At 40.1% G+C, this 23,856-nt stretch carries 24 protein-coding genes and 1 tRNA gene; 3 read left to right on the top strand and 22 right to left on the bottom strand.

What is annotated here, in order from left to right; genetic code table 11:
* Positions 1-7: 7 nt before the first annotated feature.
* The 4 genes from O3670_RS08575 to metK all read right to left on the bottom strand — a co-directional run bounded on the left by O3670_RS08575 (position 8) and on the right by metK (position 6,378).
* Complete coding sequence (locus tag O3670_RS08575; protein ID WP_002883492.1) at positions 8-1,834, bottom strand: DUF2194 domain-containing protein; 1,827 nt, start codon at positions 1,832-1,834, stop codon at positions 8-10.
* Positions 1,831-2,748, bottom strand: a complete 918-nt coding sequence (locus O3670_RS08570) for a hypothetical protein (protein WP_155124002.1) — start codon at positions 2,746-2,748, stop codon at positions 1,831-1,833. The genes O3670_RS08575 and O3670_RS08570 overlap by 4 nt, the downstream gene beginning before the upstream one ends.
* The gene (locus O3670_RS08565) at positions 2,745-4,517 is read right to left on the bottom strand and encodes a hypothetical protein (RefSeq protein WP_371596004.1); all 1,773 of its coding nucleotides are present in this window, start codon (positions 4,515-4,517) and stop codon (positions 2,745-2,747) included. The genes O3670_RS08570 and O3670_RS08565 overlap by 4 nt, the downstream gene beginning before the upstream one ends.
* 667 nt (positions 4,518-5,184) lie before the next feature.
* A complete protein-coding gene (gene metK / locus O3670_RS08560) occupies positions 5,185-6,378 on the bottom strand; it encodes a methionine adenosyltransferase (RefSeq protein ID WP_371596003.1) in 1,194 nt (397 codons plus the stop codon).
* Between the two features lie 316 nt (positions 6,379-6,694).
* Between metK and birA the strand changes: the two genes are divergently transcribed.
* Positions 6,695-7,633, top strand: coding sequence for a bifunctional biotin--[acetyl-CoA-carboxylase] ligase/biotin operon repressor BirA (birA, locus tag O3670_RS08555; protein WP_038675868.1), 939 nt, complete (start codon positions 6,695-6,697; stop codon positions 7,631-7,633).
* Here the strand turns inward: birA and O3670_RS08550 are convergent.
* From O3670_RS08550 to miaA, 4 genes are all read right to left on the bottom strand, one after another.
* On the bottom strand, positions 7,620-7,805 hold the full coding sequence (locus O3670_RS08550; RefSeq protein WP_002883500.1) for a DUF3272 family protein: 186 nt from the start codon (positions 7,803-7,805) through the stop codon (positions 7,620-7,622). The genes birA and O3670_RS08550 overlap by 14 nt on opposite strands.
* Before the next feature lie 215 nt (positions 7,806-8,020).
* Positions 8,021-9,673, bottom strand: a complete 1,653-nt coding sequence (gene dnaX / locus O3670_RS08545) for a DNA polymerase III subunit gamma/tau (protein ID WP_155222737.1) — start codon at positions 9,671-9,673, stop codon at positions 8,021-8,023.
* The gene (msrC, locus tag O3670_RS08540) at positions 9,673-10,173 is read right to left on the bottom strand and encodes a free L-methionine (R)-S-oxide reductase MsrC (RefSeq protein WP_290439105.1); all 501 of its coding nucleotides are present in this window, start codon (positions 10,171-10,173) and stop codon (positions 9,673-9,675) included. Before msrC ends, dnaX begins: the two co-directional genes overlap by 1 nt.
* Before the next feature lie 33 nt (positions 10,174-10,206).
* Positions 10,207-11,118, bottom strand: a complete 912-nt coding sequence (miaA, locus tag O3670_RS08535; protein WP_073690058.1) for a tRNA (adenosine(37)-N6)-dimethylallyltransferase MiaA — start codon at positions 11,116-11,118, stop codon at positions 10,207-10,209.
* Between the two features lie 75 nt (positions 11,119-11,193).
* On the opposite strand from miaA, the gene O3670_RS08530 reads away from it, so the two are divergent.
* A complete protein-coding gene (locus tag O3670_RS08530; RefSeq protein ID WP_002883513.1) occupies positions 11,194-11,370 on the top strand; it encodes a DUF3042 family protein in 177 nt (58 codons plus the stop codon).
* 74 nt (positions 11,371-11,444) lie between these two features.
* On the top strand, positions 11,445-11,990 hold the full coding sequence (locus O3670_RS08525; protein ID WP_073690059.1) for a hypothetical protein: 546 nt from the start codon (positions 11,445-11,447) through the stop codon (positions 11,988-11,990).
* A gap of 175 nt (positions 11,991-12,165) precedes the next feature.
* Here O3670_RS08525 and O3670_RS08520 read toward each other — a convergent pair.
* From O3670_RS08520 to O3670_RS08455, 14 genes are all read right to left on the bottom strand, one after another.
* Positions 12,166-12,237 (bottom strand) — tRNA-Arg (locus O3670_RS08520).
* 50 nt (positions 12,238-12,287) lie between these two features.
* Positions 12,288-12,635 carry a 50S ribosomal protein L19 gene (gene rplS / locus O3670_RS08515; RefSeq protein WP_002883489.1) on the bottom strand — a complete coding sequence of 116 codons (348 nt, stop codon included), beginning with the start codon at positions 12,633-12,635 and terminating at the stop codon, positions 12,288-12,290.
* Positions 12,636-12,762: 127 nt separating this feature from the next.
* Positions 12,763-13,989, bottom strand: a complete 1,227-nt coding sequence (locus O3670_RS08510; protein WP_048674626.1) for a chloride channel protein — start codon at positions 13,987-13,989, stop codon at positions 12,763-12,765.
* A gap of 9 nt (positions 13,990-13,998) precedes the next feature.
* Positions 13,999-14,271: a chorismate mutase gene (locus tag O3670_RS08505; RefSeq protein ID WP_048674623.1), complete on the bottom strand. Its 273-nt coding sequence runs from the start codon at positions 14,269-14,271 to the stop codon at positions 13,999-14,001.
* 74 nt (positions 14,272-14,345) lie between these two features.
* Positions 14,346-15,881 carry a H(+)/Cl(-) exchange transporter ClcA gene (locus O3670_RS08500; RefSeq protein ID WP_048674620.1) on the bottom strand — a complete coding sequence of 512 codons (1,536 nt, stop codon included), beginning with the start codon at positions 15,879-15,881 and terminating at the stop codon, positions 14,346-14,348.
* Positions 15,882-15,932: 51 nt separating this feature from the next.
* A complete protein-coding gene (locus O3670_RS08495) occupies positions 15,933-16,376 on the bottom strand; it encodes a flavodoxin (RefSeq protein ID WP_002883520.1) in 444 nt (147 codons plus the stop codon).
* A gap of 367 nt (positions 16,377-16,743) precedes the next feature.
* A complete protein-coding gene (locus tag O3670_RS08490; RefSeq protein ID WP_037600183.1) occupies positions 16,744-17,115 on the bottom strand; it encodes a hypothetical protein in 372 nt (123 codons plus the stop codon).
* An 11-nt stretch (positions 17,116-17,126) separates the two neighbouring features.
* The gene (locus O3670_RS08485; protein ID WP_004182633.1) at positions 17,127-17,846 is read right to left on the bottom strand and encodes a matrixin family metalloprotease; all 720 of its coding nucleotides are present in this window, start codon (positions 17,844-17,846) and stop codon (positions 17,127-17,129) included.
* A 119-nt stretch (positions 17,847-17,965) separates the two neighbouring features.
* Positions 17,966-18,748 (bottom strand): alpha/beta hydrolase, encoded by a 783-nt coding sequence (locus tag O3670_RS08480; protein WP_371596002.1) that lies wholly within the window; start codon positions 18,746-18,748, stop codon positions 17,966-17,968.
* A 134-nt stretch (positions 18,749-18,882) separates the two neighbouring features.
* A complete protein-coding gene (locus O3670_RS08475) occupies positions 18,883-20,544 on the bottom strand; it encodes a ribonuclease J (RefSeq protein WP_175062852.1) in 1,662 nt (553 codons plus the stop codon).
* Positions 20,545-20,723: 179 nt separating this feature from the next.
* Complete coding sequence (locus O3670_RS08470) at positions 20,724-21,482, bottom strand: ABC transporter ATP-binding protein (protein WP_225745077.1); 759 nt, start codon at positions 21,480-21,482, stop codon at positions 20,724-20,726.
* Positions 21,479-22,348: an ABC transporter permease gene (locus tag O3670_RS08465; protein ID WP_002883493.1), complete on the bottom strand. Its 870-nt coding sequence runs from the start codon at positions 22,346-22,348 to the stop codon at positions 21,479-21,481. Before O3670_RS08465 ends, O3670_RS08470 begins: the two co-directional genes overlap by 4 nt.
* A gap of 9 nt (positions 22,349-22,357) precedes the next feature.
* Complete coding sequence (trpX, locus tag O3670_RS08460; RefSeq protein ID WP_002890797.1) at positions 22,358-23,359, bottom strand: tryptophan ABC transporter substrate-binding protein; 1,002 nt, start codon at positions 23,357-23,359, stop codon at positions 22,358-22,360.
* Positions 23,360-23,494: 135 nt separating this feature from the next.
* Entirely contained in the window at positions 23,495-23,716 is a 222-nt protein-coding gene (locus O3670_RS08455; RefSeq protein WP_002890796.1) for a DUF4649 family protein, read from the bottom strand.
* Positions 23,717-23,856 lie beyond the last annotated feature (140 nt).

Here is a 23,856-nt window from a genome sequence, read left to right as displayed (position 1 = left end):
TTTTGCCTTATTTTAATGTGATGGTGACTGACTTATTCGTAGCCTCCAATAGGTAAAGATCACCCGTTAAATGCGTAACCTTACCATTTTTTACCTTCTTAACCTCGTTTTGATTTAAACGAACCATAAGGTAAGCATGATCATGAAAATTCTCAAGATCAATTTTTAGAGCGTCTTTGGTATATTTTTGAGAAACTTTCAAAATACCGTAACGCTGAACAGCACCTGCTAATTCTGAACCTGTTAGATTCCTTAGTGAAGGTGACATATTGTGGACCCAACTAACTTCCTTGTCCAAGGCCTTGTACATCTTTGCCCAACCCAATTCTGCACCACGATCGACATCAAGAACGTCATCAGGGTGAAGGAAATGGTTATTGACATAGTGCATATTCATTTCAGAAAAGACCGTCATCTGTGAGAAATCGTCCCAAACCGCACCAGAAACTGTACGTGGCTCTTCAATCATTCCATCAGGCGACACTTCAAACTCTTGCGAATAAGTGAAATCTCCTGGGAAATAGTTACTTGAGATAGCCTTGATTTCTGGGAAATCATTAACGATTACCTCTCGTCCTTCTTTTGAAAGGATATTTGATGGTGGAACGTAAACTGATTTTTGTGCTTTAGGAAAGAGTTGGTTGACAAAACGAATCAACTCAGACAGACTTGCCTTCATAGCAGCCTTATCCTTCCAAGTCTTGTAGCTGGCATACTTTTCACCATAATTAACAGATGAAGGACTCAAAGGTTGGTGGTTGTAACCATGATAACCAAGTTCACCACCATTAGCCAAAAGCGAATTTCCAAAATACTTGAAACGATCTAAATCATTTTGTTGAACAATTTTACCATCTGTCTGAGCCTCATAGTTTTCAATGACCACACCTGTATGAACGATACCATACTTTTCGTGCAGTTTAAGAAGGTCTGGCCACCAAACATTGGTATAAAATTCAGACACAGACATGTCATAGTCACGTTTAACGAAACGACCATCTCCGGCTGGAACAGGTGATGGGAAATCATCTATATAATAGGTAGAACCATTGATTACCGGATAAACTGTCGCTTCAGTTAAAAGACTATAGGAAGCGGCATAAATACCACGGACATTACGCTCATAAATTCCAAGGTTATCAACAACAAACTTCCCTTTGCCGTATGATTTTTCCCAAATCAACGGTGTATGAGAATCATCTGTTGTTTTAGCATGTACCTTAACATCACTTTCAAGTGAGACTTTTCTAGCTGACTCAAAAGGTTCTTCAATTTTATAATTGCGTCCCCCACCAATCATGAAGTCAGGATCCACGTAGATTTCCTTGACCTCATCCATCTCAAAATTGGAATAACTTACGCCGAGATTATGATCAATGGCATCCAGATTACTTTCTTTCCCCATGGTTACTGCAAAAAGTGTTTGACCACCTTTTTCAGTCCAATCCATTAGTGGCTGAACCTGGTCCTCCATTCGAGAAAGGTCAGTGACAAGAAGGACTACTTTTTTATAATCTGAAAGTGAATAGGACTCGTGTTTAGCCACATCGACTAACTTAGCTCCCATACGCATATCTTTTAGAATTTGCTCAAACTGTTTCCAAGCCCTTTGACTCGTCTCGTTTTCACTATCATAAAGAACCAGAGTATCTTTATCTAAATCCTTGACCACTGAAGCCGTAGATGGTACTTTTCCGGTAAGATAGGCTTCCTTACCTTGAGTTGGGTACCATTCCCCCTTCTTTTGAACAAAGAGTCCGATGGCCAAACACAAAATAAGGCCAACCCCTAGCAAGGTTTCTTTGCGGATAACATTCTTTTTACCTAATTTCATGCCATCACCTCTTTTCCTTGCCAGAATTTCAAGAGATCTTGTTTGTCCTTAGAAAGAACAACCTGTTTGCCTTGCATCTCACGAATCATGTTCTTAAATTCATCAAACTGACCAGTTTGATAGTAATATTCCAAATACAAATAATACACATCATCCGCATTTGATTTAATTGAAAGCTGCGTCAAATGCTTTTGAGCCAAATCATACAAACCAAGAGCTAGTTCATTATGGATAACTCTCACTAAGTCTTTAGCAGTCGTTCCGTGACTAAGTTTTTGCAAGAGACGTTCCTCGTACTCCTTACGAAGCAAACCTTCCATTTGTTTACTTAGAAGTTCTTTAGAGAGGTAATCTTCCATAAAATCACAATACTCGGTTAAGAGGTCAAAGTCTGCTTCACCCTTTTCAAAACGTTTCTCAAAGGCACTCAACTTCTCATCGTATTGACTTGAAATTTCAGAAATAAAGGTTGTCGCGTAGTGAACAATTTCACTGTCCTCATTTAAGCGGGCCAAGTAGAGCAAATCCATAAAATGAGATGGATCATTATTAGCCAATCCCATCAATTGCTGACGAGCTTCCTTAGCCTTATTCAAATAGAGAGATTCTTCAAGAGGAACGATGTCTTCTTCAACCAATTCCTTAGGACGTTGAAAATCATCGATATTTCCAAAATCAATGGTCAAATCTTTAATTTTGCCACCAACTGCTGCTTCTTGACCACGACGGTGTCTACCAGGATTTGGCTTAGAAATCATATGAATCAGACCGGCACCAAAGAAAGGTAAAGCAATTGGGAAAATCAAGTAAAAAATGGTTAAATCTGATCTGCCACTAACAATGGCTTTATAGACAAGTGCTATAGATAGGAAGTAACAAACCGTTAAAATACTAGTAATTAGGACTGGAATCATTGTGCAACCCTCCCTTGATGACTAGCTTGTTCAAGAAGTTCTGCCTTTTCAATGAAAGAACGACTCATTTTTGAAAGAACCTCAAGCTCGTTTAACACTTTAGTAGACATAGCTTCAAAAGGAACAGCCTCTACCCAAATGATAAAGGTACCATCTACCTTGGTCCTAATTTCCATGGCATAAGCTGGACGATTCTCAAGCAATGATTTATTAGCCCAGACACGTCCATGACCGAAGGCATCTCCAACTTCTTTAAAATCTGTCAAAGATACTTGCTTCTTATCGTTATCTCCCAAAAGAAGTTCATATTGGAAAGGACCACCACCATAAAGTGAAACAGGAGCATTCAAAATCTCTGAAACCAAATCAATCGTCTGTCTGAGAACCTTCTCAACACTAGCATGATCTAAAGTCACAAAGTAAGAATAGGCTTTTCCAAGACCATCTTGACTTGCTAACAAGGCATTTTTCAGGTCTTTATTTTCATGGAGTAATGTATCGTAGGATTGATTAAGGATAAGATAGTCTTCCTTAACTGTTTCCAACTGTTTATCTAGTTGTAGCTTGTCATCTTTCTTCTTCATTTCCACAAAACCACAAACCACAGCGATAAAGATATAGGCAATAAAGGCAACCCAACGGTCAGTATTATATAGAAGCAGTTGCCAGCTAGTTCCAGACATGATTTGACTGATGGTCAAACCAATAATTGCAAGAACTGCCGAGAACAAGCCATACCCCATGCCCAAAACTGTACTAATCAAGACAACAAAGAGCAAACGTAGGTCGATCAATTGGAACTGTAACTGACCTTGAGTCATATATCGAAAAGCTTCAAAGACTAAGAAGGTCACGACAACAGCAGCAAGTTTCTTATTTCTCTTTTGCTTAACGATATTATCTATGATATTGCGGAACTTAGAAACACGCAGAGACCCTTTTCGCTGTTTTTGATAGTCTTCGTAAATATCTGGCAAGTCACGCACCAAGGCATAACGCATAAACCAAGCAAACCTATCACGCAAATCATGATGCTTTTCAGGATCATTATCATATTTCCTAATTCTTCTTTCCTCTAGGAAATGAACCTGCTTATTAGGGAAATATTTATCCAAAGCTTGCAAGAGCTCCCCAAAAGTCAGTTGGAAAGGATCCGGAATAATAATGCTTTCATAGGTGTCATTCCATCGCTCACATAATTTGTGAAGCAAATCTCCCAAGTCAGATAGACTGATAAAAGTCGCCTGACTTTGTGATGACTCCTTCAACTCCACCTGCTCATGATCATCTAAACGTACAAACAGTTTATAAAGATAATCTTCTTTATTAATGACTGAATAAAGAAAGGGACTATGCAGAACTTTAAGGTTGACCCCAAATTCTCGAGTCCAAGATAATAAGGTATCCTTAGTTGTCGTCTGTAAGCTTCGTTTCCCATCCTCAAGGACAGGACCTGTAATGTAAAGTAAACGTTTGTTTTTTCTATCTTTAAGACACTCTAACAATCTGATGAGATTTTCAATCTCCCCTGAACTTTCATGTCCATAATTGAGATATTCCGAAAAATAGATGATTTGATCATAATCATGAAAATCAAAAACATCTTCTAATTGATTATTCTCATAATGTTTGGTATATACGGTGATTTTATTCTTACGAGAGTTCTTTACACCTGTATGACCAAAAATAAAAACTGCTTGATTAGGAAACGTTTTCAAAATGAAATCGTTTGTTAATCCAGCAGTATTACCAAGTATCAAAATATTCATAAACTTCTCCCCACTTTTAAGAGTGTCCCCTTAACTACACTCTCTACCCATTCTAATCATTAGTCTCAAGTATCTCCCAATAATCTCAAGACCACAATGTAATGCCTTTCTTAAGAAAGCTCTTTGAAAGTTATGACCTCCTCCCCAATGAGTGAGCACGTAACTCTCAACAAAATCTCTTTCGAAGATTCTTAAAGATTTCAAAAATATAAGAAAGAACAAGATCATTCTAAATAAACATTAACGTAAATTAATATTATTAAAGAATAGATTAAATTGACTAACTAAATATCTTGTTATGTTGATTAGCTTCCCCAAGAAATCACAAACTAACCAGATCACTTTAGATTGTCTAACACCTATTAAACCTTATTTAAAGGTATTTCTTCTTACTCTATCAATCTAAAATGACTCTAGTTTTATATTTACATCGTCACTCTTATTATAGCAATTTATTCTTATTTTTCAACTCCTTTCAAAGGTTTTCACCTAAAGAATTTATTTCTAGCAAGTAGTTTTTATCCTTAAATCACTCAATCCATAGGCTTTACAAGTGTTTAAAGTCAGAAAATTCATATTATTTATTTTCAAAACAAAAAAACAGAATTCAAAAAAATTAAATTCTGTTGCTTTGATATTATTAAATTGAAAGTAATATTAGACTTCTTTAAGCTTCTACAGCTGCTTTGAGGGCATCTACCTTGTCCAATTTTTCCCATGGAAGATCGACGTCCGTACGTCCCATGTGACCATAGGCCGCTGTTTGACGATAGATAGGACGTTTAAGATCCAGCATTTGAATGATACCTGCCGGACGCAAGTCAAAGAGATCGCGGACAGCAGCTTCAAGTTTGCTTTCAGCAACTGTAGCCGTTCCGAAGGTATCAACACGGACTGACACAGGGTTAGCAACACCGATAGCATAAGCCAATTGTACTTCTGCTTTCTTAGCAAGACCAGCAGCTACAATGTTTTTGGCAATGTAGCGAGCTGCATATGAAGCTGAGCGGTCAACCTTAGTAGCATCCTTACCAGAAAATGCACCACCACCGTGTCTTGAGTAACCACCATAAGTATCAACAATGATTTTACGACCAGTCAAACCAGAGTCCCCTTGAGGTCCTCCGATAACAAAACGACCTGTTGGGTTGATAAAGAATTTAGTCTCCTCATCCAAGTATTCGGCTGGAATAACTGCCTTAATGACTTTTTCAATGACATCTTGACGAATTTGGTCGTTAGTCGCTTCAGGATCGTGTTGCGTTGAGATAACGACTGTATCAACACGTACTGGTTGGTCATTCTCATCATACTCAACGGTAACCTGAGATTTAGCATCTGGACGAAGATATGAAATCTCACCAGATTTACGCAAATCTGCCAATTTTTTAACCAATTTATGTGAAAGGCTAACTGGAAGTGGCATAAACTCTGGAGTTTCGTCAATAGCAAAACCAAACATCAAACCTTGGTCACCAGCTCCGATAAGATCAAGTGGGTCTTGATCACCAGTTTCACGAACTTCAAGTGCTTCATTGACACCTTGAGCAATATCTGGAGATTGTTCAATCAATGATGGGTGGACCCCAACAGATTCTGCCGCAAAGCCGTACTCTGCATTATTATAACCAATTTCAGCGATAGTATCACGAACCACACGGTTAATGTCCACATAAGCTGTTGTAGAAACTTCACCAAAAACATGGACAGAACCAGTGTAGACAGCTGTTTCTGCTGCAACGTGTGCATCTGGATCCTCTGCTAAAATCGCATCAAGAATGGCATCCGAAATTTGGTCTGCAATTTTATCTGGATGCCCCTCAGATACTGATTCAGACGTGAAAAGTTTACGTTCTGACATATAAAATGTCCCCCTTTTAATATGAAAAATAGTATTAGATAGCACGGATTTAACCGTCTCCTAATAGGTAAAACGCTATACTCCTAATGGAGCTAGACGCCGTTAAAAAGTTACAAAGAACCAACAGCCAACTCTAGGATGACTGTTGCCTTATCGGGACTTAATAACTACCTTCCATTATATCATGTTTTTTCAGTCTAGTCATATAGTTATTTATTATCATGTTTTTTCAGTCTAGTCATATAGTTATTTATTATCAAGCCTTATCAATAATTTATAGTGAGCATTTTACCATCTTTTGTATTATACTTAGGATATGAAAACTTATGAACACGTTTATGACATCTTATCGAAGAGTCCTGACTTTGTAACGGGAGAGAGCTTTGCTAAAAGCCTTGGTGTCTCACGGACAGCCATTTGGAAGGCAATTCAAACACTTCAAGAACAAGGAATTGACATTACCAGTGTCCGCAAGAAAGGCTACTATTTAGAAAAGGGAGATATTCTTCTTCCTCAAGACATCTCTAAGCAACTCAACATTCCAGTCTACTTTAATCCAGATTCTAACTCTACCCAACTAGATGCTAAACATGGCATGGAAAAGAATAATCCGACGCCTGCACTTTACCTGGCATCAAGTCAAAAGGCAGCCAAAGGACGATTTGAACGTCACTTCTTTGCCAGTCCACAAGGTGGTATCTACATGAGTATCCACTTAAAGCCCAACTGTCATTTTGAGGAATTACCTCCTTATACGATGATGGCGGCCGCTGCTATTGTCAAAGCTATCCAGCGTCTAACCGGAATCAATACAGAAATTAAATGGGTTAATGACATTTACCTCAACAACAAAAAAATGGCTGGTATCCTTACCGAAGCCATTAGTTCTATCGAATCTGGTCGCATCACAGATGTCATTATCGGGGTTGGGCTTAACTTCTCAATCACTGATTTTCCTGAAGAGTTAGCTAATAAAGCTACTAGTCTTTTTACTTCTGAAAAACCAAGCATCACTCGAAACCAGCTCATTTCAGAAATTTGGAAACTCTTTTTAACTATTCCTACTAGCGATTTGGTCAAAGTCTATAAAGAAAAGTCCCTCGTTTTAGACAAACAAGTGACCTTTGAACAAGCTGGAAGGACTTATACTGGTATTGCCAAGGAAATTGGCGATAAGGGCCAACTTCTCGTTCTTACTGATGATGGTCAGGAAAAATGGTTGACCGCTGGCGAAGTAAGTCTTACTTCTTGGTAGACTTGTCGGCTGCACGCGCAATGCGTGAAACAACATAGGTTGTCCAAAGACGACGAAACAGTAAATAACCAAAAAAGGCTGTAAAAAAGTAATAGCCGTGCTGTAAACTGTAATTAAAACAAACCGTTTCAAAAATAGTTTCAAGCGTAATAAACAAAATTTGTTGAATCATAAGATTATTATATCAATAGATAGAGCCTAGGACAAGCAGTCTAGGCTCTTTTCATTTTTACACAGATGGACCTGCCAATTATCAGCTTCAGAAATCAAACAAATCCCTTGGAGCACCTCGCTTTTGCATTTCTTGGCTCGGACCTAAAAAGGTCCAATGGACATCCTCGCTTTTGGGTTTCTTGGCTCGGACCTAAAAAGGTCCACTGGACCTTTTTAGTCCTCTATTTCTACTACATCAGAGAGAAACTCGAGTTCTTGAGGGATATACTCTTCACGATCTTCTTTTTCCAATTCTTCTTTGGATTTGAGACTGCGTGCAAATTCTGTGCGGAGTTTTTCAAATTCTGCTTTTGGAACAGCCATAATATTAGGTGAGAAACCGGCAGCTGAACTCATGATATTACCAAACATATCATTGAGATCACTGCGTTTCATGACCTGTTCAGCATTAAAGGCAGCATTAAATGCCAGGATAGCATTTTCCTGATTGGCTAATACAGGCTCAGATCCATTCAAAAGTGCCCTATTTTGTGGGCTAATAGAATCCAAGATTTCAGGCCAAGTTGCCTTTAGGGCATCCAGACACTGGCGTGATTTCTGCGGATTTTCCATGGTTTCACGCATAATCGTGAGAATCTTTTCACGATCCACCTTGTACTGATAAGCAGGTTTGACTTTTCGAGTTGGTGCTACTTCTCCTTGGACTTTGCCCTCTTTAAGAGCTTTACGTAGACCTTCTACCTCGCGACGAAGACTATCTAACTCTTCTTGTAAATTCTCTGGAATTTCTTGTGAAACCTGAGTATGAGTCTCTGACAATTTTATAGTCAGCATTTCCGCATAGATTTTAGGATGTGTTCCAGTTTTAATTTCTGGCAAGGCACTTGTAACCAAGTCAATCAATTGGAAAAGTCGGTCTTGCTCCAGAGAAAGATTCTCCTCAAAAAGGGGACTATGGTGACTGTTCTCTCCGCCCGCTTTGACAATCAAAAGATCACGGAAATACTCCAAGAGATCTGTCGCAAAACGGCTCATAGACTTACCATTATCAAAAAGAGTTTCGAGATTTGATAAAGCTTGCGTAGTCTCTTGATTGCGAACGTTAGCGACAAAACTGTCTAAGGCTGTTAAACCAATAGAACCAGTGATTTCTTCAGCTACAGCTTGACTGACATGATTGTCAGGGGAAAGACTCAGTGCTTGGTCTAAGATTGACAAAGCATCACGCATACCACCTTCCGCACGACGAGCAATAATGGTCAAAGCCTCATCATCAAAGGTTAATCCTTCTTTTTCCAGAATTGAAGCCAAATGCTCTTTAATAGCTCCCTGCTTGATCGATTTAAACTCAAAACGTTGGACACGAGAGAGGATGGTTGCAGGAATCTTATGTAATTCAGTGGTCGCCAGAATAAAAACAACATTTTCAGTTGGTTCTTCCAAAGTCTTCAAAAGAGCATTGAAGGCACCTGTCGAAAGCATGTGCACTTCGTCGATAATATAGACCTTGTAAGTCGCACGACTTGGGGCATAGGTTGACTTATCACGAATCTCACGAATCTCATCAACACCGTTGTTTGAAGCGGCATCAATTTCAATCACATCTTCGAGACTTCCGTTTGTAATATCACGACAAATATCGCAGTGATTACAAGGCTCACCATCAACTTGATTAGGACAGTTCATAGCCTTGGCAAAGATTTTCGCCGCACTGGTTTTACCGGTACCACGTGGCCCAGAAAAGAGATAGGCATGGCTGATTTTCCCTGACTCTACCGCCTGTCTGAGCGTGGTTGAAATCACTTTTTGACCAACCATTTCACCAAAGGTCTGACTACGGTATTTACGATATAAGGCTTGATACATTAGTTTACCTCAAACATTCCAAATGTAAGCTCGGTTTTCTCAAGTAAAATTTTGACAAATGCTTCAAGATAATCTTGATCTACGTCGTTATAGTCTCCTACTTGGTGAGAATCCAAATCGAGAACACCAACTAATTTGCCATCTTTTACCATTGGTACAACAATTTCACTTCGAGCAGCGGAATCACAAGCGATGTAATTGGCGTGTTTGGTGACGTCTTCGACAATTAAGGTTCTATTTTCTGCTGCAGACTGGCCACAAACACCCTTACCTAGGGCAATTCGAACACAAGAAACATTACCTTGGAAAGGACCAAGGATTAACTCATTCTTGACATTATCCATCAGGTAGAAGCCTGTGAACACAGAATTCGGCAGGGTTGTATTCAAGAGAGCTGAGGCATTAGAAAAGTTGGCCAAAGCATTGTCTTCATTGGCAAAAAGCACCTTAGCCTGTGCTAGCATTAATTCATAGGCTGATTTTTTTTCTTCGTTAGTCATAACTACCATTATAGCAAAGATTGGTTCTTAAAACTAAGATTGACCTACCTTTTCTCCTTCCCTTTTATTTAAAAATAATTCAAGATCTTGAACGACATTTTCAGGATATTCTGAACTAGAAATCTGATAAAACTTAACAGTCATTCGATTTCTGAACCAGGTTAATTGCCGTTTAGCAAATCGACGTGTATTTTGCTTGAGTTTTTCCAAGGCTTCGTCCAAGGTTTGGTTCCCAGCAAAATAAGGAAACAACTCCTTGTAGCCTATACCACGAGCTGACTGGGCATCAGGATAATTATCGTACAGCCACTTGGCCTCTTCCAAGAGACCATGTTCAACCATCTTGTCTACTCGTGTATTGATGCGGTCATAAATCAAGGAACGTTCATCATCTAATCCGATAAGAAAGGGATCATAAGTCGTCTCAGTATTTTCAAGATTCTCCGAAAAACGATGAAGTTCAAGTGCTCTAATAGCACGACGACGGTTAATCTCTTTAATCTCAATACCTAAGCGATAAATCTTTTCAAAAAGTTCCTGATCAGATAATTGCTCTAATTCCGTGCGATAGGCTAAGACCTGCTCCTGATCTACCTGTCCCCCTAGGTGATACCCTTCTAGGAGACTTTGTAAATAGAGACCTGTTCCTCCTACAATAATAGGCAACTTACCACGACTAACAATATCAGTAATGGCAGCCTCTGCCTCTGTCACAAAATCATAGGCTGAATAGGACTCGTCAACATCGCGAACATCAATCAGATGATGCACTGCTGCTGCCTGCTCTTCAGGAGTGGCCTTGGCGGTTCCTATATTCAATTGTCGGTAAACCTGCTGACTATCTCCTGAAATAATTTCGCCATTAAAACGCTTGGCCAATTCAATTCCAAGCGCTGTTTTTCCCACAGCAGTAGGACCAGCTACTACAATAAGTTTGGTTTTCATAATGTTTTCACTTGCTATTCTAGATATTTTTTTAGATAATATAAGCATATTATAACATATACGGAGGATAGTCTCATGGCTAAAAAACATTCATTCGCTAAAGGTGTCGCTACTGGCGTTATCGGAACTGCTGCTACTGTAGCAGGTGCTGTCTTCGCAGTTAAGAAAACCATTATCGAACCAGAAGAAAAGAAATTGGCTTTCATCGAAGAAAACCGTAAAAAAGCAGCTCGCCGTCGTGTAAGTCGCTAATAATGAGAACCAGGGAAACCTGGTTTTTTACTGTTATTTTTACTCTTCATCTATGACTAGGAACGGAGCCAAATTTGAAAAGAAAAAAATATAATATCATCACCTTCTCTTTGCTAGCTTTCTTCTTTCTCTTCGGTTTTTTATCAAAACATTTAAAAGAACCTGTAAAGCCAGCAGCAAAAACGCATCACATCTCTCACAGCCTTTCATCAAAAAGTAGCTCATCTCATAAAAAAGAGAATACTAAATCTTCAACTGCTACTTCGACGGAAAATCATAAGAAGGATGCTAAAGACGAAAATAAGAACCAAGCATCTCCTTCTGCTCAAGAAGCAAATCAAAAACAAAACAACCAAACACCTCATCAAGATGGAAATCAAGAAAAGTCCAAGCCTGCTGAAGGCGGACGAGGTTGGGGCGGACCAGAAGATGGCTCCTATGCCACTAACGGAGGAGGCGGTGGAGGTCACGATGCAGCCTTCGCCGCAGGTGCTGGTGGAGGAAGCAATCACTCAAGCTCAACTGATCAGAGCAATGAGTGGGTTAACGACGTTGATAACAATCCTTACGAGTACCCACAAGCTTCATCAAGCACAGATACAACTGCCAATTCCAATTAATGAGATAACAGAATACTTAACATCACTAGTATTCTATCCGAAACCCTAGTTAGGACTAATCCTGACTAGGGTTTTTGCATATCAAAAAAACACCTATAATTCAATAGGCGTCAAATACATTTGGTTTAAATTTGGGGCAGAATAGCTTAAAACCGCATGGTTAAAGGCTTAAAAATGTCCCCTGCCGGAATCGAACCAGCAACGACTCCTTAGGAGGGAGTTGTTATATCCATTTAACTAAGAGGACTTATGAAAAAATCTGCCACGAGGACAGATTTTTTATGTGAAATCTGTAAATTATTTACGGATTTCTTTGATACGTGCAGCCTTACCTTGCAAAGCACGCAAGTAGTAAAGTTTAGCACGGCGGACTTTACCGTAGCGTACAACTTCAATCTTTTCAACACGTGGAGTGTGGATTGGGAAAGTACGTTCTACACCGATACCGCTTGAAATTTTACGAACTGTGTACATTTCTGAGATCCCTTGACCTTTGCGTGAAATAACTACACCTTCAAAGATCTGGATACGTTCACGAGTTCCTTCGACAACTTTTGCGTGAACGCGAACAGTGTCACCAGGACGGAATGATGGGATGTCAGTACGAAGTTGACCTTCTGTCAAACTTTGGATCAATGGATTCATTTTTATATACTCCTATCTTACTAATCTTAAGAGCAACCTCTGTGTCTCAGCGGATTAGCCGTTATTTTTGTGTGTCCATTACACACTCTTAGTATTCTATCAAAAAATTATCAGGATGTCTAGTATCTTATTGCATTTCTAACATTTTTTGTTGTCCATAAATGCTCGTCTTATGATTAATGAGATAAGCAAAAGCCATGACAATCGCATAAGGGAGTGCATTAGCGGGACCAAAGACTTCAACGCCAATGAAAATAGGTGCTAAAAGGGTATTGGTACTGCTACCAAAGACAGACAGATAACCAAGACCCGCTACAAGTGGAATTGGAAGTCCTAGAACTGGTGCTAGAACAGCACCAAGACTTGCTCCGATTGCAAACAAAGGAGTTACTTCTCCTCCTTGGAAACCAAGAGATAGGGTAAAGACGGTCAAGAGCAATTTCAAGAGCCAATCCAATGGATAAATGGTCCCACCACCAACACTTAAAGCAATCAAATTCGTTCCAAGACCTGTATAGCGTCCCTTCCACAAAATCAAAAGAAGACAGGTTAAGACGACACTTCCTAAGAGAACACGATAATAAGGATTTGGGAGCAGACTTGCTACTTTCTTTTTAGCTATTGACAAGAGAAAAGCAAAGAGATTTCCTGCTAGACCAAAGGCCAGACCTAAAAGAGCTAACTTAATAAACGTCCCAAGGTCAATAGTTAAACTTTCAGATACAAAGTGGCTAAATTTTTCAAGACCTAAGAGATGGCTTGTCGTACTCGCCACAAAAGATGCAATAAGAGTCGGTACCAATATTGGCAGACTTAACTGTCCTAGGGTCAAGACCTCAAGCGCAAAGAAGGTCGCAGCAATTGGTGTTTGGAAGAGTCCTCCAAAACCAGCTGCCATACCCATGGTCAAGAAAATACGTGAAGCATTCGGGAACTTAAAATAGCGACTAAAAGCATGAGAAACTGTGGCCCCCAGTTGTACAGCAACTCCCTCACGACCTGCAGAACCCCCGAAAAGGTGGGTCAGCCATGTGGTTACAGTCACAAGTGGAATTAACCTTAGGGGGATTTGATCCTCCTCATTATGTCCAACCTTGAAAATCAAGCCCATTCCCTGTGCTGCCTTACCCGCAAACTTTTGGTAAAGGTAAACTATCAAAAGTCCAGCCAAAGGAAGTGCTGGTACCAGATAAAAGAGATGGTGGTCACGAAATTCCGAGAGTCCTATCAGCACGCGCCCAAAAATAGCATCAATCAGCCCAACAAGCACACCTAACAAGATTGCATAAAGACTTAACATTACTAAATGTAAGTAAGAAAGACCTTGACTATCACTTAATTGTTTTACTTTCATCCTAGTTACCTACTTTTCTTCTAGCTTACTTGCTTGATAAGTACGTGAATGCTTCATAATATCCGCAAAACTAGCGACGATAGCTTCTTTATATTCAGGATTAACGACACTAGCGCCTACTTTGTCTAGCAAGGTTTGCTCTCGTTCGGGATCATAAATCGCCTTTCCAGTGCGTTGTTTATAAGCACTTACTCGAGTTACCAATTTCATACGTTCTTCCAACAAAGCCACAATCTCATTATCAACGGTATCAATCTGTTGGCGAATCTCATTTAAGTTCATACTGACCTCCTTTTTTTCTCTCCATTATAACAAAAATGACCTGAGGACAAAAGAGCCTCAAGCCATTGAATTGCTTATAAAAAGAGTTTTCTTACCTGACTGATATTACTTTCATTAACAACTAGATACAGGGTTGCTCCTGCTTTTAGACGTGTGTCTCCATGAACAACTTCAGACTGGTCTTGAAAAATCTGAGTGGAAATCAAAACTCCATCAGGTAAGGTTAAATCCTTAACCAATCGACCAGCTAGACTCTCTGTAACCGGTAAGTCAATCATCGTCGGTATATTATCAACTTGCTTTGGTTCGTGAGCTATTAGATTGTGAAGCATGGCTTCATAGACAGGTTCTCCTCCCATGAAATCCATAACTAGATAGGCAATCAGGGTCACGACTCCAATTGTCATTAATTGGTGAAGGTCACCCACCATCTCAGTCACTAAAATCATAGCAGTCAGCGGTGCCTTAGATACAGCACCGAAATATCCAGCCATACCAAGAATGATAAAAATAGGGAACTGAGTTACCTGTAAGAATCCTAGATTTTCAAAAGCTGCTGCAAAAACGCTACCAGAAAGAGCACCTAGAGTCAAAATCGGCAAGAAAATCCCACCAGGAAATCCTGAACCAAAGGACAACATACTCCAAACAAAGCGAATAGCCAAATAGAGGATAGCCACAGTTAGAGCAAGGTGTAAACCATTTAGGGCAAGAATCAATTCATTCCCACCACCTAAAAGGTGTGGGAAATAGAGACCAATAGGAATGATAAACAGAACTGCCAAAAGGCCATGAAAATGAGATGGCAAGTGGAAGATTTTCCCTAACCCTTGGTAGACCTTACCAATACGTAAGACAACCCACTCATAACCGTATCCAAGCACACCTAGAAAAATCCCCAAAATAATAAGAATCCAATAATCCTTCAAAGGAAACACGGGTAATTTTTCTGTCATAGCAAGGACTGGTACCTGACCAAAGATACGTAAGGAAACAGCATTGGCCACTAAAGATGCCGTTAATGCTGTCACCCAAACATGACGAGAGAAATGATGATAGACTTCTTCGACGACAAACAAAAGACCAGCAATCGGGGCATTGAAGGCAGCTGATAACCCTGCTGCTGCTCCAGCAGCAATCAAGACACGCTTCTCACGTGCAGAGAGCTTAAGTCCCTTGGCTAATCCCTTAGCAGTCATGGCACCTAGTTGAATACTAGGTCCCTCACGTCCCAACATCAGTCCCATTGAAATCCCAAGGACACCACCTAGGAATTTACGCCATAATACTGACCACCAGGACGGATGTAAGAGCCCCATCAGTTCCCCTTCAACATGGGGAATACCTGATCCCTTGATGTCTTTTTCCTGCTTAATAAGGTAACCAATAAAAAGGGCAATCAAGAGATTAACAAGTACAATTCCCAGAATCAGAAGTGGATTATGAAGGGCGTCTTCGTAAATAGCTACAGAAAATGCGGCTCCTTTGGCAATTAACCAACGAAAAAGACTGACTACTGCTCCTGCTGTCACCCCCACTAAGAGCCCTCGCCAAACGGACCAAAGGAGATGTTGAGATTGCGTCCTAAAATCTCTTTCTATTTCATTCATAAAAACTCCATTTTTGACTACAATAAAAGCAGACTTTACTCTGCTTTTTTCTTATGCTAATGCTTCTGAAACTTTTTCAGCGAAAGCTTCAAGGTTTTCGATATCTTCATCTTCAGCAGAAAGGTCAACCTTGACGCTATCAGCACCCTTAGTCGCCCCTGTGAATGTGAATTGATTTTCAAACTCATCCACTGAATGACAGAAATAATCGTAGAAGGTATCTCCTGAACCTACAACACCAAAGATTTTACCTGACAAGTCGAGGTCAGCCAAATCTTCGTAAAAGTCAACGATTTCATCTGGCAACTCACCATCACCATAAGTGTAAGTCGCTACGATACAGATGTCCGCATCTTCAAAATCAGCGGCATCAACCGTTGTACACTCGTCTACATCTACAGTGTGACCCAATTCTTCCAATTTTTTGGCAACGATATCTGCGATTTCTTCCGTGTTACCGGTCATACTGGCATAAACGATTTTTGCTAAAGCCATAATGTCCTCCAAAATAATAAATTAGCTATATTATATCATATTTCTTCAGAAAATAAATGACCTAATAACTCAAAAAACTGCCCTGATTGGCAGTTTTAAATTGACATTGATTCTTCTTTTTAGACTTTTCTTAGGTGAGTGCGGACGCTAGCGACTTCCTTCGGAATTCCATAGCTAAGTTTTGAGCCTAGTGTCTCAAAACTTCCGAGTGCCTAAAGCTTTTAAACTTTAGGCACTTTTCTCACAACGAAAAGTCTTGTCTACAGCTCGTTCTGAAATTATTAAAGGAACTATCTCATTTCATCTACAGAAAATAGTCTATGTTTTGATAGCCAAGTCACTTGTTAGAGGAAACTAAAACTGCCCATCAGGACAGTTTTAGATTTTGTAAAAGTTCAAAATGTCGATAGACTAGCCATAAGCCAACACCAACTAACAGAATGATAATCACTGCTCTCATGAGACCTCTAAGAAAAGTCAAGAGCCAAGTGAGAAGCATAGAGGTGATTAGCCAACTCCATCCAGAAGCACTGTAAAGGGTTTGAATACTCTCTATGGAATGACTTGTCAGCGTTTTTACCCAAGTGGGAATATAAATCCAAATGCCATCACCTGATAAGCCCAAACGATTGGCAATCATGGTTCCTGTTGTTTGCAACCAAGTAAAGACCCCAGCATTGAAAAGAAAAAGGAAGGTTTGCATGGGGTAACGTCTAGCAAGTCGTTTCAAATAGCGCATGACACCCCTCCTTAATTTGCATAGAGAGCATGGACCGTATCAATATCCACCTGTTGAATTCCGTAATAAGATCCTGCTGATTGCATAACGGATGTCTTAGAGTCATCATGGTCTAAGCCAATGGCATGTCCCAATTCGTGTTCAGCCGTATTCACAATACGCTTGTGAGTATAACCAAAATCACTATTCAAGAGGAAATAACGGTTCAACTTCACATCTACATGAGTGATGCGATTGGTCAAAACATTGGTTTGAGTGTCTGCTAAACCTGCTGCCTGTGAATTCGCATCAGAGTAGTCTGTCGCAACAATGTCAGCTGTTGAGGCATCATCAGTTAAAGTAAAGATGAAAGCACCCGTGTTATTCCAGTTAGTAATAGCTTCCTTATAAGCTGCTACCAAGGTTTCATCTGTAGATTGTATATAGATGCTAGCAGTATTTTGCGCCCATCTAGCTCCATTAGACTCTGGAATGGTATCAGTCGTTGATAGGTTAGAGACAACTTTCTCAACGTCACTAGTACTGGTACCACTAAAACCTAGCTCTACTTGATGAAAGGCTTGGTTAATGTTTGTGGCTAAGGTACTTGAAGAATTATTAGCATAGTAGACGAGTCCATAACCAATGAGGGCCAGGACTAGGGCAAGTTTAAATATAGCCCAAATAAGATTCCAAATAAATTGTAAAAGAAGTTTGGGAATATAGAAGATTACTCTGAATAATTTTTTCATTATTGAGCCTCCTTTTCGAAACTTCCCCTAGTATATCAAGCTCTAATAGTTCTGACAAGTAAAAAATATCACTTTAAGCTTTTATCATCTCTTTGATAAGATGTTACAAACTTGACCTATTAAGACAAACGTTCTTCTTTAACGTAATCAATAGGTAACCATTCTAAGTAGGCTTCTAGTTGTTTTTCCCAATAATACCACTCATGTCTTCCATGATCTGTACGGTAGTCAATGTCTAAACCAAGGGCCTTCAAATCAGCAACTGCCTTATCTTGAGAATCAAAAAGGAAATCCTCAAGGCCACACCAGGCAAAGAATTTGGTTTTCTTGTCATGTTGTTTGGCTAGGTTAACTAGTTTGTGCTGCTCAATGTCTTTTCCTTCTAAATCTCCAAAGACACCTTGCCAGTATTCCTTAGACTCACTCGTTTCATCAGTAATCATCTCCACTGATAATCCAAGGGCACCAGAGAAGGAACCCGCACAAGCAAAGTTATTTGTCGTTAAGGCGAGTTTGAAAGACCCATAGCCACCCATAGAAAGTCCAGCGATAAAAGTCTTTTCACGCTTCTTAGTCATACTTGGGAAGAAACGTTGCATGACTTGAGGAAGCTCCTTGGCAATGGCATCGTAATACTTAACACCGTATTTGGTATTTGTATACCATCCATTTTCAGAGTTAGGCATAATAACGATAAGATTAGTCTTACGAAGGAGACGCTGAATATTGGTACGAAAGGCCCAAGAATTATGATTGCCCCCCATGCCATGAAGGAGATAGAGAACCGGAATGTCCGTATCACTTTCCGTTTCAGCAATCTGGTCGCGGTCTGGATAAATGACATCTACTTGACGGTACTGTCCTAGAACATCTGAAGAGTATTCAATTTGAAAAAAAGCCATTGTATTTTCCTTTCTAAATGTCAGAAAAGCTGGGGTATCCCAGCTTCTGCTTTAAGAAGAAAATCTTGTTGAGATTTACCTCTATTTCGATGAATGCAAGCAAGACGCTCACACCCTTATTGTAACATCAATGATTAACGTACTTCCATGACTACCGGAAGAATCGCTGGGCGACGTTTAGTTTGGTCAAAGAGGAACTTAGCTACATCGTCTCGGACAGCTCCTTTAAGTTCACCCCAATCGAAGCTGTCTCCTGCCAAGTAATTTTCAACGGTAGCATTGACAATGTCAGCAGCCTCACGGAGAATGTCACGGCTCTTCTTAACATAGACGAACCCACGTGTATTCACACGCGCTTTAGAGACAATCTTACGTTCCTTCTTGTTCACAGTGATAGCTACGATAAAGATACCATCTTCAGACAAGACCTTGCGGTCACGAAGGACGATATTACCTACATCACCAATAGCATTACCGTCAATCATAACATCACCGGCTGGAACAGCTCCTTCATGAAGGAAACCTTGGTCCTCTGATAGATGCATGATGTCACCGCGTTTAACGATATAAATATTTTCTGGAAGAATACCAACTTCCAAGGCTAACTCTGCATGGGCTTGAAGGTCACGGTACTCACCTTGGATAGGGAAGAGATACTGTGGACGAAGGAGGTTAATCATCAATTGAAGTTCACGAGCATTGGCATGTCCAGATACACGAAGGCTCTGCGTAATCATCTTAACAGTTCCACCAGCCTTATAGATAGCGTTGTTGACACGTGCCACTACAGCTTCTTTAGCAATGCTTGGAGTTGTTACGATATAAACCAGATCTCCATCCTTAATTTGAACGTAACGGTGACGACCAACAGCCATCTTTTGGAGACCATCGATTGGTTCACCCATACGACCATTTTCAAGGATAATCAACTCGTGGTCTTCAAACTTGTTCATGTCTTTTGGTTTGACAATAAGTTTTTCATGCTCTACAGTCAATTTTTTGAGGCGGATGGCTGTGCGGACAATATTTTCAACGTCAAAACCAGTAAGAACAACGCGACGTCCGTGATCAGCAGCTGAATCGAAGACTTGTTGAATACGTACCAAGTTTGAGGCAACTGCAGCAACAATAACACGTCCTTCTGCATCGGCAATGACTTGGTCAATTTCTTGACCAACTTCTGCTTCCGAAGCTGTTTGTTCAGTACTTGTCGCATTTGCTGAGTCTGACAAGAGGGCCAAGACACCTTCACGTCCAATTTCAGCCAAACGACCTAAATCAGTTTTGTAGTAAGGACGGGCAGCTTGGTCAAATTTGAAGTCACCAGTATAGACAATATTACCTTGGTCAGTTCCAAGAACAATCCCCATTGATTCTGGAATAGAGTGCGTTGTTTTGAAGAATGAAACTTCAGCATTCTCAAATTCAATTTCAGTTTCTGCGTCAATAACATGGAAATTATTGAATTTCTTAACGCCAGCATTCTTCACAAAAAGCTTAGCCAACTCAATTGTAAGTGATGATCCAAAAACTGGTGCTTTGACTTCTTGCAAGATATAAGGTAAGGCACCAATGGCATCAGCATGTCCGTGAGTCAAGAAAATCCCTTGGATACGATCTCTATTTTCAATCAAGTAATCTAAGTTAGGAATGACAAAGTCAACACCTAGTTGTTCATTTTCAGGATACTTTAGACCAGCATCCAAGATAAAGATAGAGTCGTTAATCTCAACAATATAGAGGTTCTTAGCATTTTCACGTACTCCACCTAGGGCAATAATTTTAATATCGCTCATGCTTGTTTTTCTCCTTTTTAGTTTGACTCTCTTCTAGAGCCTATTTTTACAGACGGTCCAAGAAGCTGAACGTTCGTGCGAACAGCCTCCTTGTCGATTTACAGGCCACAACAAAAAGTTGCATACTCTTTAAGTATACAACTTTTTAGCTTATTTTACAATTTAGAGTCAGACGAGAGTTACTCAAACATAGCGTAATAGTCTGTGATATCTAATTGACCTTTTTCTTCCTTGGTAAGGTCTTTAATGATTTGACCATCCTTCATAACGATAAGACGATTTCCGTATTTAAGGGCATCTTCCATATGGTGAGTAATCATCAAGGCTGTCAAGTGGTCGCCCGTCACAAACTCATCGGTCAACTCCATGAGAGCCACACTTGTCTTAGGATCCAAGGCTGCGGTATGTTCGTCTAAGAGCAAGAGCTCAGGACGTTTAAGTGTCGCCATCAAAAGACTGAGTGCTTGACGCTGACCACCTGAAAGGAGACCTGCTGGTGTATCTAAGTGTTTTTCTAAACCATTACTGATACGTTCAATCAGACCTTGAAATTCCTCTGTGTAGAGATGAATTTGGCGTGATTTAAGACCTCGTTTTTCGCCACGGTATTTGGCAATCAAAAGATTTTCTGCAACCGTCATACGAGGTGCTGTTCCCATTTTAGGATCTTGGAAGACCCGTGAGAGGTACTTGGCACGTTTCTCAGCAGGCAGAGCCGTAACATCCTCACCCATGATAAAAACATGACCACTGGTCAACATGAGGGTCCCTGCAATGACATTGAAGAGGGTTGATTTTCCAGCACCATTTCCACCAAGAATGGTAATAAAATCACCTTCTCTAATGGTAAGATTGACATGGTCCAGGATGGTTTTTTCGGTATCAAAACCATTATTAACCTTAACAGTCGCATCTTTAAGTTCTACAATAGCTGTCATCGTGATAAGGTCACCCCCTTAAAGAATTTTCGGCGTAGGACAGGCGAGATCAAGCAAATGGCCAGAACAATCGCACTAAAGAGTTTGAGGTAGTTCGTGTTAAAGCCAAGAGCGATAACTGCTGTCAAAAGGAACTGATAGAGGATTGAACCAATACAGATGGCAATCAAACGTTCCAACAGAGTCAAGTTAGTCGCATAGAGGACCTCACCAATGATGATGCTGGCAAGACCAATGACGATAACACCAATACCTTTAGAAACATCGGCATAACCGTCCTGTTGGCTAATCAAGGCTCCTGAGAGGGCAATGATACCGTTTGAGATAACAAGACCCATCACTTCCATATTGTCTGTGTTGATACCAAAAGATTTGGCCATGTCTCTATTATCACCTGTGGCAATATATGCTTGTCCTAGGCGCGTGTTAAGAAAGGCAATCAAGGCAGTGATAACAATGGTTACAGCAATGAGACCAACAATCAAGAGGTTGTAGTCCTTGCTGAAAGGAAGTAAATCTTGAATAGTCTTAATATCAAGAAGTCCTAGGTTGGCCCTTCCCATAATCATAAGCATGACTGAGTTAAGAGAAGTCATGACCAAAATCCCTGCCAAAATAGTAGGAATTTCTCCCTTAGTATAGAGGAGACCAGTCACAAGTCCAGCACCACAGCCGGCCAAAACAGCAACCAAGGTTGCTAAAATTGGGTTCCAACCAAAGTTCATAAGAGTTACTGCTACTGCCCCACCAAGAGGAAAGGAACCTTCTGTTGTCAAATCAGGAAAATCCAAAATACGGAAAGTCATGTAAATCCCAAGACCTAGGATTCCGTATAGAAGCCCCTGATAAATAGATGAAATAATCATAAGTCCTCCTTATTTATCAGCTTTAACAGCGATGTCTGACTGTTTAAGCACATCGTCAGGGATGGTGATGTTGAGGTCTTGAGCAACTTTAAGGTTGAGCGTTGGAGTACCATCATCAATAACATCAACTGGGACATCCTTAACTTTCTTACCTTTAAGAACCTTAACAGCACTACGAGCTGTGGCTTTTCCAAGTTCATATTGGCTTTGAGCAACTGAGGCCAAACCGCCCTCTTTCACCATAGTATCGACAGTCGTATAAACTGGAATCTTAGCTTGGTTGGCTGATGAGATTACTGTTGAAAAGGCTGAGGCAATAGTATTATCTTGAGGCGTCCAGATAGCATCTACCTTACCAGTCATGACTGACATAGTTGTATTGATTTCATTGGTTGATGGTACGGCATACTCGACCACATTTAGCCCATCTTTTTCAGCAAATTTCTTAAAGCTTTCAACCTGTGATTTGGAATTATCCTCGCTTGAAGCGTAGAGAATACCAATTGTCTTAGCATTTGGTGTCAATGATTTGACCAATTCCACTGTCTGCTTAATCGGCACTTGGTTAGAGGTACCAGTGACATTGCCTTCTGGATGCTTGAGGTCCTTAACCAATTTGGCCCCAACAGGGTCTGAGATAGCTCCCATAATGACTGGAATGTTCTTGGTAGCTGCCGCTAGTCCTTGTGCTGCTGGCGTTGCAATACCGATAACGACATCATTCTTGTCATTGACCAATTGTTTAGACATGGTTTGAATTTTAGACTGGTCTCCTTCGGCATTTAGGAGGGTGATTTTAACCTTGTCTCCCTTATAACCAGCTTCCTTAAGACCATCCTCAATTCCCTTCTCGATTTGATCCAGGGCATCGTGAGTCACGAACTGGAGGATTCCTACTTTGACGACCTTATTAGCATCTTGGTGCTCTTTTTTGAAAAGATCTGTACCAATAGAACCGAGCGTCAAGATAGCTAAGAAAACCAAAGTCCAAATTAAACGCTTGTTTTTCATATGTGTCTCCTTCTATAAATTCTTCCTTTCTATTGTAAGTCATTTTCAGTCAATTAGCAATATTCTTAATTTATAAAAATTACCTTTCTCAAAGAAAAAGAATCAGAACACGATTTCTGATTCTTTTTCCTATTATTACTGATATTGTGCCAAGTCTAGCTTCATAATATAAAAGTAAAGGTCGCCATATTGTCCTTTGTAGCCAATATCATGTCCGTTTATCGTCACCTTAGTGACTGGCGTTGAATCCGGTAAGGCAATCCAACAAGCTTGCTGTGCTCTGACAAATTCATTGTAATCTTCAAAAGAAGTGTGTTTTTCTTGCTTTGCAGTATTTAAATAAGTTACTTCAATCATCGAGGGACCTCCTTTTAATCCTTTAATTAAATTCTAGATTACGCTTCCTAGAGAGTAAAGTCAATCATGACGTCTTAAAAAAACTAGCAGGCTAGTCCATACAAATAGACCCCATGGCAAATGCCATGAGGTCTATTTTA

The organism is Streptococcus sp. 27098_8_74 (genome assembly GCF_041431705.1).
Classification (GTDB): domain Bacteria; phylum Bacillota; class Bacilli; order Lactobacillales; family Streptococcaceae; genus Streptococcus; species Streptococcus salivarius_E.
Note: the sequence above shows the minus strand (reverse complement) of the source record. Positions and strands in the feature narration are given on the sequence as shown.